General features: G+C 34.7%; 11 protein-coding genes. 5 read left to right on the forward strand and 6 right to left on the reverse strand.

What is annotated here, in order from left to right; genetic code table 11:
* The first annotated feature begins 6 nt into the window (after positions 1–6).
* The 4 genes from K7G79_RS05115 to K7G79_RS05130 all read left to right on the forward strand — a co-directional run bounded on the left by K7G79_RS05115 (position 7) and on the right by K7G79_RS05130 (position 6,341).
* Positions 7–2,778: a TonB-dependent receptor domain-containing protein gene (locus K7G79_RS05115; RefSeq protein WP_223549806.1), complete on the forward strand. Its 2,772-nt coding sequence runs from the start codon at positions 7–9 to the stop codon at positions 2,776–2,778.
* 1 nt (position 2,779) lies between these two features.
* Positions 2,780–4,309, forward strand: a complete 1,530-nt coding sequence (locus K7G79_RS05120) for a G-D-S-L family lipolytic protein (RefSeq protein ID WP_223549808.1) — start codon at positions 2,780–2,782, stop codon at positions 4,307–4,309.
* A gap of 169 nt (positions 4,310–4,478) precedes the next feature.
* Positions 4,479–5,987, forward strand: a complete 1,509-nt coding sequence (gene atpD, locus K7G79_RS05125; RefSeq protein WP_223549810.1) for a F0F1 ATP synthase subunit beta — start codon at positions 4,479–4,481, stop codon at positions 5,985–5,987.
* A 75-nt stretch (positions 5,988–6,062) separates the two neighbouring features.
* Positions 6,063–6,341 (forward strand): F0F1 ATP synthase subunit epsilon, encoded by a 279-nt coding sequence (locus tag K7G79_RS05130; RefSeq protein ID WP_223549812.1) that lies wholly within the window; start codon positions 6,063–6,065, stop codon positions 6,339–6,341.
* A 58-nt stretch (positions 6,342–6,399) separates the two neighbouring features.
* Here K7G79_RS05130 and K7G79_RS05135 read toward each other — a convergent pair whose 3' ends face one another.
* From K7G79_RS05135 to K7G79_RS05160, 6 genes are all read right to left on the reverse strand, one after another.
* Positions 6,400–7,482 carry an acyltransferase family protein gene (locus tag K7G79_RS05135; protein ID WP_223549814.1) on the reverse strand — a complete coding sequence of 361 codons (1,083 nt, stop codon included), beginning with the start codon at positions 7,480–7,482 and terminating at the stop codon, positions 6,400–6,402.
* A gap of 45 nt (positions 7,483–7,527) precedes the next feature.
* The gene (locus K7G79_RS05140; RefSeq protein WP_223549816.1) at positions 7,528–8,244 is read right to left on the reverse strand and encodes a LytTR family DNA-binding domain-containing protein; all 717 of its coding nucleotides are present in this window, start codon (positions 8,242–8,244) and stop codon (positions 7,528–7,530) included.
* Positions 8,245–8,341: 97 nt separating this feature from the next.
* The gene (locus tag K7G79_RS05145) at positions 8,342–9,409 is read right to left on the reverse strand and encodes a sensor histidine kinase (RefSeq protein ID WP_223549818.1); all 1,068 of its coding nucleotides are present in this window, start codon (positions 9,407–9,409) and stop codon (positions 8,342–8,344) included.
* Positions 9,410–9,551: 142 nt separating this feature from the next.
* Complete coding sequence (locus K7G79_RS05150) at positions 9,552–9,890, reverse strand: SdrD B-like domain-containing protein (RefSeq protein WP_223549820.1); 339 nt, start codon at positions 9,888–9,890, stop codon at positions 9,552–9,554.
* A 25-nt stretch (positions 9,891–9,915) separates the two neighbouring features.
* Positions 9,916–11,910, reverse strand: a complete 1,995-nt coding sequence (locus K7G79_RS05155; protein WP_223549822.1) for a SusD/RagB family nutrient-binding outer membrane lipoprotein — start codon at positions 11,908–11,910, stop codon at positions 9,916–9,918.
* A 15-nt stretch (positions 11,911–11,925) separates the two neighbouring features.
* Positions 11,926–15,237 (reverse strand): SusC/RagA family TonB-linked outer membrane protein, encoded by a 3,312-nt coding sequence (locus K7G79_RS05160; RefSeq protein ID WP_223549824.1) that lies wholly within the window; start codon positions 15,235–15,237, stop codon positions 11,926–11,928.
* A gap of 520 nt (positions 15,238–15,757) precedes the next feature.
* Between K7G79_RS05160 and K7G79_RS05165 the strand changes: the two genes are divergently transcribed.
* Entirely contained in the window at positions 15,758–16,327 is a 570-nt protein-coding gene (locus K7G79_RS05165; RefSeq protein ID WP_223549826.1) for an RNA polymerase sigma-70 factor, read from the forward strand.
* Positions 16,328–16,367 lie beyond the last annotated feature (40 nt).

Raw genomic sequence — 16,367 nt, forward strand, 5'->3', positions numbered from 1 at the left:
GGTCCAATGAAAACACTCCTCCCAATCTTAATGTTATTTCTTAGTGGTATAACATTTTCACAAACTAAAATTAGTGGTTCAGTGGTTGATGATAGTGGTCAACCTATACCTGGCGCAAACATACTTGTTATTGGAACTTCTACTGGAACAGTAACCGATTTTGATGGTAACTTTGCGTTAACCTACAGTCAAAATCCTCCATTCTCAGTTCAAGCCAGTAGCGTTGGCTTTGAAACAGTAACCATTGAAGTGACTTCAAACAATCAAACCCTTAACTTTATTTTAAAGGAAGGGACCTCATTAGATGAAGTGGTAATCTCTGCCTCTCGAACTCCTGAGCGTATTTTTGAATCGCCCGTTACAGTAGAACGCTTAGGTATAAAAGATATTAAAACTACGGCTTCTACCGATTTCTACGGCGGTCTTGAAAACTTAAAAGGTGTTGATGTAAACACCAACAGTTTAACTTTTAGATCGGTAAACACCAGAGGGTTTGCCACCTTTGCCAATAACCGCTTTATGCAACTGGTTGATGGTATGGATAACTCTACACCTGCCCTAAACTTTCCAATTGGAAACCTAGTGGGTATGGTAGAAACCGATGTGCAAAGTGTTGAATTGTTGCCTGGAGCCTCATCAGCATTATATGGTGCTAATGCATTTAATGGAATTTTATTTATGCGCAGTAAAAACCCTTTTGACCACCACGGTATTAGTGCATCTCTTAAAAGAGGCATCACATCTCAAAAAGCTGCAGGAGACAATGAATATTTTGACTATAGTTTAAGGGCTGCGCACAAGTTTAATGACAAATTTGCTGTCAAAGTTAACTTTGGCTACTTAAAAGGGACCGATTGGGCAGCTAATAGCAAAGTAGATAAAAATTCAAATGGAGGAACTAGAGAAAACAATATAAACTATGACGGTGTAAATGTTTATGGAGACCTTGCCTCTGCTAATATAAGATCAGAAGCCCCTGCCGCTTTTAGACCTCTTATTCCAGATGTCTATGTAAGTAGAACGGGTTATGATGAAGCTGATTTAACCGATCATAACGCTGAAAGTATTAAATCTGATTGGGGGTTATATTACCGCCCATGGGCGAATGATTTTGAAATTCAGTATGTAGGCAAAGTAGGTACAGGCTCCACCATTTATCAAGGTAGTAACAGGTATTATATTGATGGGTTCTTTCAACAACAGCACAAACTAGAATTGAAAAATAATAATTTCTTTTTTAGGGGATATGTAGTTTCTGACAGAGCTGGTGATTCTTATGATATGGTAGTGACAGCTGTACAAATTAACAGGGCTTGGAAAAGTGATGCTGATTGGTTTGGCGACTATATAAGCACATATGTTGGAGCAACATTGGGAGGAGCTACCGATGCTCAAGCGCATGCCGCTGCAAGGGCAAAAGCTGAATCAGGTCGTTATCTCCCCGGTTCTCCTGAATATCAAGCTGCGTTCAATAGGAGTATAAATGACCCTAATTTAGCAACTGGATCTAAGTTTCAGGACGCATCCAAATATTACCATTCAGATGCAAATTATAACTTTAGTCACTTAATCGATTGGGCCGAAATTCAGGTAGGAGGTTCTTATAGAAAATACAAGTTAAACTCTTCCGGAACAATTTACACAGATTTTGATAATCCTATTGAATATTCAGAGTTTGGAATCTATACCCAAATTCAAAAAAATATTGAGTTAAATGATGCTTTGAACTTAAAACTAACTGGATCAGTTCGTTATGATAAATCGGAATTTTTTGATGGCTTTTTGTCTCCAAGGTTATCTGCTGGCTTAACTATCAATAAAGATCATAATATTAGAACCTCTGTTCAAACCGGTTTCAGAAACCCTACCACACAAGATTTGTTTATAGGTTTAGACACCAGCTCATATATTTTAATAGGTTCGGCCCCTAACAATTTGGATAGGTATTCTAGACCATACAATGTTAGTGAGACAGCTAAACAAGATCTTGGGCAACCAGCCATCATTACGCAAACTGGAGATGCAGCTTATACCAATTCATACACTAGAAGCGCAGTTCAAGAATATGAAGATACTGGAAATATTGATATCCTGAATAATCCAGAAGCTATAGCTAATCCAAGTCTTATAAAGCCTGAGCAAGTAACCTCTGCTGAGGTTGGGTATAGAGGAAAAATTAACAATCTTACGATAGACTTTAGTGCTTATTACAATAGCTACAAAGATTTTATTTCTCAAAATCGAGTTGTGGCACCATTATACGGTATTGTAGGTGACAATGGTAATTCAATTGAAGCTATCAAAAATGACGACTACGTAGATTATGGTATTTACACTAACTCTGAAGCTGATGTAAATTCATATGGAGCGTCTCTTGGATTATCTGCCAAACTGTTGGGTAATTTTGATTTAAGTGGTAGCTACACCTATGCTAAATTAGATTTTGATAGAGACACATATCCAGATTTTGTAACCAATTTCAATACACCAGAGCATAAATTTAAGGCTTCATTTGGAAATACAGAATTATTTAAAAATTTTGGATTTAATGTTGCTTACAGATTTAGTGATGATTATTACTGGGAAGCCACTTTTGGCGACGGCGTAATACCCGAATTTCATGTCTTAGATGCGCAGATTAACTTAACAGTGCCTAGCTTAAAATCAATATTTAAGGTTGGTGGCACTAACTTAACCGGAAAAGAATATTATACAGCTTATGGTACTGGCTTTTTAGGTTCAATGTATTATATATCATGGACAATTAACAACTTATAAGATGAAAAAGAATAATATAAACACAAAATATACTTGGCTAATTGCTTTATTTTTTGGGCTTATTGCCTGTAATGACCCTGAAGACGTTCTTGCTGACTTTAATATTGATACTACTTCTCCAGAATTGCCTGTTTTATCATCAGGATCCGTAGATTTTTCAAAGTATGTGGCTGTTGGAGCTTCTTTTACTGCAGGATACACAGATGGTGCTTTATTTAAAGCAGGTCAGGAAAACTCGTTTACCAATATGCTGGCAAAAGAATTTGCTAAAGCAGGCGGGGGCACTTTCAATCAACCTCTGATGAATGATAATATTGGAGGCTTCGTTTTTGGTGGTACTCCTGACCCATCGTTTGGACCAAGACTGTTTTTTAATGGAGTAGGTCCTGTAAGGTTGCCTGCAACACCTACTACAGAGGTCTTTAATACTCTTTCTGGACCATTTCAGAATATTGGTGTACCTGGTGCAAAAAGCTTTCATATGATTTTTGAGGGCTATGGCAATCCAGCCGGATTACTTTCTTCACCAGTCACGGCCAATCCTTATTTTGTTAGAATGGCTTCAAATCCTAATGCATCCATGATAGGTGATGCAATAGCTCAAAACCCTACTTTCTTTACCCTCACTCTTATGGGTGGAAATGACGTTATAGATTATGCTTTTTGGGGAGGTGACAGTTCCAAATCTGTTACTGATTCGCAAACCTTTAATTTTGCTTTTACTACAGCAGTTAATATGCTTACATCAGGAGGAGCGAAAGGCGTGGTAACAAATGTTCCATATATAGAAGATTTGCCTCACTTCACAACAGTGCCCCATAACCCAATTCCATTGGACGCCGGTACTGCAGCTGTACTTAATCAAGCTTATGCACTATATAATGGGGGAATTCAACAAGCCTTAGCAGCTCTAAGTGGATTAGGTTTATTTACCGAGGAGGAAGCATTAAAAAGAACAATAACTTTTCAAGCTGGTCAAAACGCTGTTGTAATTGAGGATGAAAACTTAACAGATTTGGGAGCTATAAACCCTGCATTTGCAGCTCTTCCAAAATACAGACAAGCTACTACTGAAGATTTAATTGTATTATCAGCTAGCACCTTTATTGGTACTGAAGCCATCCCTGGCAACCCTCAAACAGTAAATGGTGTAGCCATACCGTTAGCAGACCAATGGGTGCTAACACCTGAAGAGCAGCAAGAAATAAAAGACGCCACAGATGCTTATAATAACACTATTGAAAGTATTGTTACTTCAAATGAAAATCTGGCTTTAGTAAATTTAAAAGATCTTTTATATAAACTTTCAACCGATGGCCTAACATCTGGTAACTTCACATTAACATCGGACTTAGTTACTGGTGGCGCCATTGGATTGGATGGCATTCATTTAACAGCAAGGGGGTATGGACTATTAGCTAATGAATTTCTGAAATCCATTGATGCTCAATTTGGATCGAACTTTATCGAATCTGGAAACATGATTAATATTGGTGATTACCCGACTAACTATTCACATACTTTGCAATAATTTATATTTAAAATATAATTCTAAAACACCTTCAGATTGGAGGTGTTTTTGTTATTGTAAAAAAGCTCAAAAAACCACTTTCTTTTTAAATTAAAACCTATATATTTGCAGCCGAAAACAAAACCATGTTTTCTAACAATTAAATCGCATAATATTAAACAGATAAGTAATGTCTAAAGTTACAGGTAAAGTTGCACAGATAGTAGGTCCGGTTATCGATGTAGAATTCGCTGCTGGTTCAGAGCTTCCAAAAATTTATGATTCATTAGAAATTAAAAGACCTGATGGTTCTGTATTGGTATTAGAAGTACAGTCTCACATTGGTGAAGATACTGTTCGTACTATTGCCATGGACTCTTCAGATGGTTTAAGTAGAGGAACTGAAGTTGTAGCAACTGGTGCTCCTATTCAAATGCCTATTGGCGATGATGTTTATGGACGTTTGTTTAATGTAATTGGAGATGCTATTGATGGTCTAGGTGATTTACCTAAAGCTGGCGAAGCTGGTTTACCAATCCACAGATCAGCTCCTAAATTTGAAGATTTGTCAACGTCTACCGAAGTTTTATTTACTGGTATTAAAGTAATCGACCTTATCGAACCTTACGCTAAAGGTGGTAAAATTGGTTTGTTTGGTGGTGCCGGGGTAGGTAAAACAGTATTGATCCAGGAGTTGATTAACAATATTGCTAAAGGTCATGGTGGTTTATCGGTATTTGCTGGTGTGGGTGAAAGAACTCGTGAAGGAAATGACCTTTTAAGAGAAATGTTGGAATCTGGAATTATTCGCTATGGTGAAGATTTTATGCACTCTATGGAAGAAGGCGGATGGGATTTATCTAAAGTAGATAAGTCTAAAATGAAAGAATCTAAGGCAACGTTTGTATTCGGACAGATGAACGAGCCTCCAGGAGCTCGTGCACGTGTGGCCCTATCTGGATTGACTATTGCTGAGTATTTCCGTGATGGTGCTGGTGACGGACAAGGAAAAGACGTATTGTTCTTTGTCGATAATATCTTCCGTTTCACACAAGCTGGTTCTGAGGTATCTGCATTATTAGGCCGTATGCCTTCTGCGGTAGGTTACCAACCTACATTAGCAACAGAGATGGGTGCGATGCAAGAGCGTATTACATCCACTAAAAAAGGATCTATTACATCTGTACAGGCTGTTTATGTACCCGCAGATGACTTAACAGACCCTGCTCCTGCCACAACCTTTGCCCACTTAGATGCAACTACGGTATTATCTCGTAAAATTGCCGAGCTTGGTATTTATCCAGCAGTAGACCCGTTAGACTCTACTTCAAGAATTTTAACTGCCGATATTTTAGGCGCAGACCACTATAATTGTGCGCAACGTGTAAAAGAGTTATTACAACGCTACAAAGAATTGCAGGATATTATTGCGATTCTTGGTATGGAAGAGCTTTCTGAAGACGATAAGTTAGCGGTAGGTCGTGCAAGACGTGTACAACGCTTCTTGTCTCAGCCTTTCCACGTAGCTGAGCAGTTTACAGGTATCCCAGGTGTATTGGTTGATATTAAAGACACTATTAAAGGCTTTAATATGATTATGGATGGTGAATTAGATCACTTACCAGAAGCAGCCTTCAACTTAAAAGGAACCATTGAAGATGCTATTGAAGCTGGAGAAAAAATGTTAGCTGAGGCATAAAATTAGTTTGCAGTAATCAGTCTCCAGTCCTTAGTGGCTGCAACTGCAAACTGCAGACTGCAAACTGAAAAAATTATGTATTTAGAAATTGTATCACCAGAAGCGACTTTATTTAGCGGAGAAGTAACAAGCGTTGCCGTACCGGGGGTTAATGGAGAATTCCAAATGTTGAAAGACCACGCTCCTATTGTCTCCTTGCTAAAAGAAGGTGTTGTGAAAATTTTTGGTGCTATTGAATTAGATGAAGAGGTTCAGGAAAAATTTACCAAAGGTGACAAAGACACCACTTTATTGAAGATTAATTCTGGAACCATTGAAATGAAAGACAATAAAGTTATCGTTTTAGCCGACTAAAACTTTGATTAAAAAATATTATGACAAAAAGCGGAGTAAATACTCCGCTTTTTTTGTATCATACTTTAATAATTATCTTCTTTCGATACAATACATAAGCTAAAAACAAATAAAATATCACGACACATAAAGCATAAAGTAAAGATGATAATTTATCGTTAATAAAATCATTAACAAAAAAATTGTTATAAATCAAAGAATGAATATTCTCGTCTCCAATTTTTGTCAAATAAAATGTTTTAGAAATAAAACTGGACAGAAAATATATAATAATCGCGTTCATGCCAACATATTTAAATATACTTCCAAATTTGATACCCCTTTCATCAGTTACATAATAAATTACACTAAGTATTAATGTTCCCCAACCACTTGTTACCAAAACAAAACTGCTACTCCAAATCGATTTATTTACAGGAAACCATAAACTAAGTAAATAACCTAAAACCAGTAATACAACAGACATTAAAAGCAATATTTTAGCGCTTTTAAACACACTTAAAATTTTACCAACTAATATTCCTAAAACACAAGTAACAATTGCAGGAAGTGTGCTTAAAATCCCTTCAGGATCATAATCTGGTTGCCACATATGTGTACCCAGTACTTTTAAGTCTAAATAATTTGCCCAATTATTAGGTGCTCTATCAAAAGTTGGCAACTCTCCGTTAGGCAAAGGTAAAAATCCAAACAACAACCAATAACCCAATAAAATAGTAATCCCAATTCCCATTAAGGCTTTCCAGTTGCAATTGAGATATAAAATAGCCGATATTAAAAATACTATTCCAATACGTTGCAACACACCAAAAAACCGAAGCGTTTCAAAATCTTTGACAAAAGGAAAGTATGGCAAAAATAAATTCAAAAATAATCCCAAACCAATAAGCTTAAGGCTTCTAATAATTATTTTCTTATATGTTGCCATACCTTTAGCTTTATTTTTATATGCATAGTGTATGGAAATACCAACAATAAATAAAAAAAAGGGAAATATTAAATCTGTTGGTGTAAGTCCGTGCCATTCAGCATGAAGCAAAGGTGCATAAACATGACTCCAATTACCCGGTGTGTTTACAAGAATCATTGCCGCTATAGCAAACCCTCTTAAAATATCAACAGATTCAATTCTTTTTGCCATCAATTGAGTTTTAATTCATATTCTTTAAGCTGTTATACCATGCCGTTAATCATTTGTTTCATTTATTTTAAAAATGCGTTCTTTAGCTTCTTTTAAGTACATTCTCCCAATAGGTATTTTTTTATCAGCTATTTCTATGGTATTACCGTCAAGTGCCTTTACCTGACTCATAGAAACCGTGAAAGATCGATGAACCCTTATAAAATTTGAAGAAGGCAGTTCATCTGTTATAGCGGTTAAAGATTTGTGCACAACATAGTCTCCTAAATTTGTAATCACTTTTATATAATCCTTTAAACTTTCAATAAAGAGAATATCTGATAAATATACTTTTATCAGCTTTTTATTTACCTTTAAAAAAATATGTGGTTCCTGTTGCAAATTAGACTCGCTATTGCTTGTTAATTGCTTGAGCTGATATATTTTATTAATTGTTTTCAAAAATCGATTAAATGGTATGGGCTTAACTAAGTAATCGGTTACATCAAGCTCAAAACTTTCCACAGCATATTCCCTATATGCAGTAGTAACAACAATTAATGGCTTATAGTTTAAACTTTGCAAAAAAGTAAAACCCGTCATTCGAGGCATATTAATATCCAAGAAAATAACATCAGGTTTATTCATTTGGAGTACTTCAAATGCTTTTAAAGGGTCATTGAATGTATTAGTAATTTCTATATTGTTGAACTCCTTTAAATGACTTTCAATAACTTGAATAGCCAATGGTTCATCATCAATAATAGCACATGTAATTTTCATCTATTTAAAAATTTTTATTTGATTATCAATGAAAAAAAATATTTATGTTCATAACATTATAGTATGTATTTACATTTAAATGTTTGCACTTTAGTTTTCAAGCCACAGGAATCCTTAAAAATAAACTGTAAATACCATTATCTGTATTCGTCCTTAAAACAAAGTTTTTGGAAAACAAAATCTTCAACCTTCTTAACGAATTAGAAATTCCTATCCCCTTTTTTTCCTCATTCATGGCTTCTGGGTTATAATTATTAGAAATACTAAACTCTAAAAATTTTCCATTAACAACTTCAAAATTAATTTCTATTTTAATCTTATCGTTGTTTCTTAAGCCGTGCTTAAAACAGTTTTCAACAAAAGTTATAAATAATAAAGGAGGCACTTTAACATCTTCTATGTCTCCTGTAATATGCATTTCTGTTTCTACCCTATTCTTAAACCTTAAATTTTCAATATCAATGTAATTATTAATATGATTGATTTCTTGCAGCAAATTTGCTTTAGAATCTTGTACTTCATATAGCACGTATTCCATCATATCAGATAGTTTTAAAAGAAGCCGAGGCATACTATCAGACTTTTTTAAGGCAAGTGCATACAAATTATTTAGGGTATTGAAGAAAAAATGAGGCTGAACCTGTGTTCTCAAAAACTTTAATTCCGTACTTAATTGCAGTTGTGAGAGGTCTTCATTACGTTTCTTTTCAATACTCCAATCGACCAAGACTTTAATTGCGGTAACAAAGGTCATTACATAAAGCTGCCCTAAAGCAACCACAATAAAATGATTTAAGTCTAAAAACGAAACTGGCCTACCTAGTTCAGGAGAAACAACCCCAGTTAATACATATATAAAGGCCGTTCTTACAATGTAAACCAATATTAAAATAAGAAAGATAGAACTTATATATTTTAAATACTTTTTCTGTAAGAATAAATTAGGTATTAAATAGTATATATTAAAATATATAACAATAATATGAATGGTAAATTCTATTAGATTGGTTTTCAATGAATATTGAAAATCATTAAAAAAACTACCCCATCTTACTACATTAAATGTAAAGTAACTAATCCAAAAAATAATATGATATTTAATTGGAATTGTACTACCAACTCTTTCTTTTAAGGGTGAAAAAATTTTAACAATAGATACACTCATATAAAACACCAATTATTTTAATAAAACAAATCCTTTTTTTACAAAAATAGAAACAAATGATATTAAAAAAACTAAGGTGCGATAATTATACATCATCTGCACCTTAGCTTACAATTTAACTATTAATAAGTTTATCGCTACACTACTTTTGAGTTAATGTTAAGGCGACCTCTTCAACAATTTCATCACCAACGTAAACAATCCTAGGCCTATTACCAGTATCCCAAACTGTTCCATTAACTGTAATTGTGGCTCCAATATAATAATTGCCTGATTCTAAACCAGAAAATTTAAAATTACCTTGACTATCTGTTTGGGTATCTTCAAGTAGGGTAGTACTTTCTGAATAAAGCTTCACAGTAATACCAGACAGAACATTCCCGTTATCTGCAGAAGCTGTCCCAATTATTGTAGCATCATCTTTCTTGCTACAAGAAACAGATAAAACAATGGTTAATATTAATATTATAAATTTTTTCATACTATAAAATTAAAGTGTTAATATTTTATTCAAGTACATTAGTCCATTTTGTTTGACGTCCAGTGAACCATAATGGTAAATTATAGTCATCATGTTGACTTATAATTGCCCATGCTTCTGGATCTGTTGCTTGAATATTTGGGTTGTAAAGGAATCTTTCCTTCCAAACAAAAACTTCATACGGCGACCCAGGGTTATCTCCTAAATACTTGATTAAACGACGTGCATTAGAATAAGGTGTCTCAAAGTTGAACATATTATAATGTAACTGCATTTGATTAAATATAGCTGTCACCTTATCTTTATCTGACATTGCATTAAACTGCTGGGCCGCAAAATCAGCATAGGCGCCTGGGTTATACTCCATCTCAGGACGGTCTCTATCGATTCTTGATTGAGCCATGTTACTAGGGAATGAAGGCGTAGTACCCTTATTATAGGCGTTGTTTGCGTTTATGCCATACCAATAAGCACATGATAATTCAATTGCGTTTTTATAATGGTCGGCAGCATTTCCTGTAATTCCACCAAAACCTCTAACAATTGCTTCCGCTTTTAACAATTCTGACTCTACTGCGTGCAAGGTAGGATACCTAATATCAAAATTATACTGTGGCCGTACATTATATTCTGAGATCATATTTCTATCTGTACCAATTGTCCAACCAATATCCTGATATTGTCCACATTGATTTCTAAAGGCTTTCAATAAAAAGGCTTCCCGCTTTGATAAATCGGCTGTAGCCTCATCATTCAGCTTTATGGTCATTTCGTTACCTTGAGCTCCAAAAGTAATCTCAGTTACATTAATATCGGTCATAATAGGATGATTAATATAATAAGCCCTCATAGCTTTATTGAAATAACTGTTAGGGTCACTACCATCGTCCCATCCTGTTTCTGCACCAACATATCTTCCCAAAACATCTTTAGAAAACAGATAGGCTACCCTTGGATCCACAGTCCCGTCCATTAAACCTTGAGCAGAGTTATCACCATCAAAATAATATAATGTTTCTCCATTAACTACAACACTACTCTCGGTAGGCACGCAGTTCATTACGTCTTCTAAAAAGCGCTTGGGAGCACGACACTCATCTGCACGTTCCCTAAATGCTCTTGTAATACCTAATTCTACTTGTAACCTATAAGGCTCCACTATAGCTATATCTGCCAAACCGGCAACATCATTGGGCTGATCAAACATTGGTTTCCCATTCAATTCAGAAAGCACAGTCGAAGTAATATTTGGCTGAACTTCACTAACGTTCATGGCCCACCTTAAACGTAAGGAATTAATATACTTTCTCCACTGCATGATATCTCCGTTAAAAATAACGTCTTGATTTGTAAAAGAAGTTTGCTCCGCTGGTCCTAAAGTTACATTAGCCAGATACTCTTCAATTTCTTTTGCTTCATCAAGAATAATTGGGTATATCTCTTCTTGCCCAATCCATTCTGCCTTTTCTCCATCTAAAGCTCCTGCACTACCGGTTTGGAAATAAGGCACTTCATCGTACAGATCAATCGCACGTTGGTAAGCAACGCCTTTTAATAGCTGTAGCAGTTTCATATAAAGTTCATCGCTAACTGAACGGTCGGCTTCGGGTATATTATTATATTCTTTTTGCCCCCATAAATATTGCTTTATCCAAGCACTATTAATGTTGTTGAACACACCTCTGTTAAAGGCATTGGAACCCCAATCGTTCTCAACATCTCTAAGCACATAACTTAGACCAAAAGCATCTGTAGTATAATAAAGTTGAACTCCTGTCCCCATAACACGGGAACCACTTCTTAATTGGTGATAAGCTGAACCATAGTCACCTCTTAGAAAAAAACCACGAGTAAGTTGCGAGGTAAAATACCCTGCAATAATACTAACCCCAGCAGCATCTGCTTGAGCTTTAGAAAACCCATCTGGGTCTTGAAATAATTCTTCTAGCTTATCGTCACAACTCACAGAGCTAAACAATACGCAAATTGAAAGAATTGATCTTAATAATAAATTCTTCATAGTTACATTTTTTTGTTAAATTTTTCCTTTTATAGACAATCCAAATGAACGTTGTAATGGCATAGCGGTTGTTCCATAAGAACTATCAGCCCATCCTGTTCCATTAGAAGCTTCAGGCACCGTATTTGGTGCAGCTTTGTAAATATACGCAACATTATTTGCAAATACAGATACAACTATATCTGAAAGACCAATAGTTTTAGAAAAATCGGGTAATCTATAGTCTAAAGCTATATTACGCAATGCAATATAATCACTCTTAAACAAGCGATCTTCAGGATAAAATCCATTGGAAAAGTAAGAATCATAATAATAATCTTGAGCTGCAACAACTTGATTATTTGGTGTTCCATCTGATCTTACACCACTAAGTAGAACGCCATCATTGTATGTAGCTCCATTAGGATTTTGTCCTGCTACCTTCGTATTACCATTCAAATAATAGGCTAGGCCACCTGTTTCTGCATCTCTGTATTTTAAACTTTCCTTTAAAACACCAGCTGCCATCATATAAGTTTCTCCTTCATTAATAAAGGTCGCTCCAAATGAATAATCTATGTTAAATACTAAACTAAAGTTCTTATAATTCATTCTACTAAAAACTCCTCCAAATACATCTGGCAATAATTTACCAACAACACGATTACTACTAGTAGAATAACTGTAACGTGTACCAGAATTATCCACGATACGTTCTCCATTGTTTGAATCATTATCATCCGAAGGATTAATATAATGTTGCCAACCTCTTTGTTGATATATTAAACCATACTCTCCTCCAACTCTTGCTACAGCATTTAAACCATTGGTTGACCATAAGTTTAAACCTTGTATTTCACCATCTAAGCGCTTAACTTTGGTTTTACTTCCCGAGAATGTCATATCAAAATTCCATGAAAAATCTTGTGTTATAATAGGCTTGGTCTTTACAGCCAATTCCCATCCAGTATTAGCAACATCCCCTGCGTTAAGTCTAACGCTGCTTACACCCAATCCTGGGGGTGCGGTTACTCGCATTATTTGATCGTAAGTATTCGAATGATAAATCGATAAATCGAAACCTAAACGCCTATCATCAAAAAGGTAACCTTCTAAACCAACTTCAAATTCACGTTTACGTTCTGGTTTTAAGTTAGGAAAGAAATTCTCGTCAATTGGAGGCAAATCGTTTGGAGGCGATAAAATGAACCCTCCACCTGACTGGGATACTCCAAGATTGACATTACCAAAATAACGAGGACCCGGACGACCTACATCTGCCCATGATGTTCTCAATTTTAAAAACTTAACGACCTCTGGTAATTCTAAAGTGTTTGATGCAATCCAAGTAGCACTTAATCCAGGATAGAAAAACTGGTTATTGGCAGGCGGCAATATGGATGACCAATCTTGACGGGCTTGAGCCTCTATATAAATTTGATCTTTCCATTCAACCTGAACTGATCCTAACAAACTATATAAAATATCTTCTCCGTTGGAATAATTGTAAACAGGCTGAACTCCCGAAGGCAAGTTTGAAAACGAGAAGAAGTTTGGAATTACAAAGCCACCAATTTTTTCAGCACCTTTAGACTCTAAATAGTTTTTTCTTATCACTCCTCCAACAAATCCAGAAACATCAAAATCTCCAAACCCCTTATTAAAATTCAAGGTAGCTTGACCATAATTTTTACGAATTAATCTGTTTGTATCCCTAAAAACCGAACCACTGTTAGGTCCTATTAAAGATGGATCTTGAAGCTTGCCTTTGTACATGTTTCGTTCAACAGTATGATCCAACCCTCCAAGTAAAGTCAAGCTTAAATTATCTGTGAACTTTAAATCTATTGTAAGCGATTGAAGATTGTGGTTTCTGTTAAAAATGGATTCATTCTGAGTCCAATCCCATAAAGTACCAATTACCGATGCTCTACCTGCAGAAATATAATTATTACTCAAGTTTGGATTTGCAAAGTAATTGTAACCATCATCAGTAACTAAAAAGCTTCGCAACAAGTCTACATCAATGTCTCTTGCATACGCCCCTAAAGATGCTCTTGCTCCTTGGGCATCAAAAGACCCAGCATAAGCAGAGTTTAAATTATCTGTTGAATAGTAGTTACCAGAATATTTTACTGATATAAAATCATTCAAATCGTAAGACGCAGCCACACTAAAGGCATCTTTTTTGTATCTAGCTCCTAAGTTAATAGGTGTATAATCTGTTTTAGTATATGAAAAGCGTATAGATCCTTTATCACTACCTGAGCTTACCGAAACATTTGCCACCTGTTGTGAACCTGTTCTAAATAATTGCTCATAAACTGATTCCTTATTAGCAACCCATGGTCTAGTCGTTCCATCCCACCAGTTTAGCATTACATTAGGATCAAATTTGGGACCAAATGCAGCCCCGGCTGGATCTAACGATCTCTCTAAATTTTCATTAAGAAAATACCCTTCATCATCTGTAGCACTTAAACTAGCACTCCTACCTGTTCCATAGATATCTTGAAGTTCTGGATAAAACGCAGCATTTTCAATTGTTGTTGTTGCTGAGAAAGATACGCCAAGACCTCGACTTTTTGAACCGCTTTTGGTAGTTATAAGCATAACCCCGTTAGCTCCTTCACTTCCATATAATACAGAAGCCTTTGCTCCTTTAAGAATTTGAATCGATTCTATATCGTCTGGGTTTATATCATTAATCCCCGTACCATTATCTCTACCTGCCCTCGCGTTGTAAGTGATATTAGAGTTCTCATCATGAATTGGAATACCATCCACAACAATTAATGGTCTAGTAGTAGAAGCAGCATCAAAAGAAACTGCATTACGAATATTAATTTTCATACCCCCTGAAGGTCCAGTAGCCGTTGTAGCTACAGTTACACCAGAAGCAGAGCCATATAAGGATTGTAACGCATTTACAGGCGTACCACTAGCCATAATACGCTCATTATCAACTTGAGCAACAGAATAACCTAAAGCTTTTGCCTCCTTTTTAATTCCTAAAGCCGTTACTACAACTTCATCTAATTGGCTAGCATCTTCTTCCAATGTTACATTTATAGTTGTTTGGTCATTAACATCTATTTCTTGAGCTACATAACCGACATAAGAAATTTGCAAAATTGCATTTCCTCCTGAAAGCGTAATACTGTAGTTTCCATCAAAATCAGACGATGTTCCATTAGAGGTCCCTTTTTCAATAATATTGGCCCCTAGAAGTGGAATTCCATTTGTGTCAGTAATTTTCCCTTTGACAATCGTTCCTGTTTGTGCAAAAACACTTTGAGCACCCAAAGCACAAACAAAAACAATAAGTTTGAGTAATTGTTTAATCATAATTGTTTTTTTGAATTTGTTAATTTAATCTCGAGTTTAATTTGTTAATCCATTTTAAACTTTAATGGATTATTAAGATTAATCGTTTTTTCTCATACACATTTAGTTTTAAGTTAATATTTAATTGATTTTGTTTTTAAAAAATTTAAAGTATTAATTTTCACCCACTGTTAGAAAAAAAATATATAAACAACATAATTTTACATATAAACAACTATATCTATAAGATATTTGTGAATATAATAAAAATAACACTGAAAAATCTAATTTAGACATTCGTTATTAATATATCTTTAAGTATGTATCCCTTCCTGAAACAAGTCGAATTTGTACCAACTCATTTTAGAATTAGGACAATTATATAAACTAAGAATTCTCAAATTATATGGGTTTCTAGCACTTCAATAAACCCTAATAATTATAGAGCGTCTAAACCCAAGTATGTTTTTTTATGAAATTCATAAAAAAATCGTAGATTTATCAAATTTATTAAAATTTAAGTCTTTACAGAAGAATTTACATGAATAATATTTCGCAGTTAAACACTAAAGAATTTATAACTCGTATTAACAATGGCGATGTTTTAGCTTTTGAAGTATTATTCAGATTATACAGACCAAAACTTCTTTATATTGCTTCACAATATATTACCATAAAAGAGGATGCTGAAGAGATTATTCAAAATGTATTTATGAAAGTTTGGTCCAAAAAAGATATTAAAACCAACTTAAATGGTTATTTATTTAGCATGACCAAAAATGCTTGTCTGGATTATTTAAGATCTAAAAAACAACAACTGCATCTAGATAATAATTTATCTCAACTAGAAGCTTCTATTAATTATGCTGCATTATCTGATGATTCTGCTTCATTACTCATAGAAAAAGAATTAAATGAAGCCATACTCAATGCTATCGATTTGCTGCCCCCAAAATGTAAGGATGTGTTTATTAAAAGTCGTATAGAAGGGTTAAAGCACAAAGACATCTCTTCTGAAATGAACATTTCAACAAACACCATTGAAAACCACATTTCTAAGGCTATTAAGCAATTAAAAATTACGTTAAGAGAGTTCCTTTCTATCTTATAATTTTAATTTTTTTAAAAAAAATTAAAATTGACTAGTGGAT

The organism is Aestuariivivens sp. NBU2969 (assembly GCF_019931125.1).
GTDB classification, from domain to species: Bacteria; Bacteroidota; Bacteroidia; order Flavobacteriales; family Flavobacteriaceae; genus Aestuariivivens; species Aestuariivivens marinum.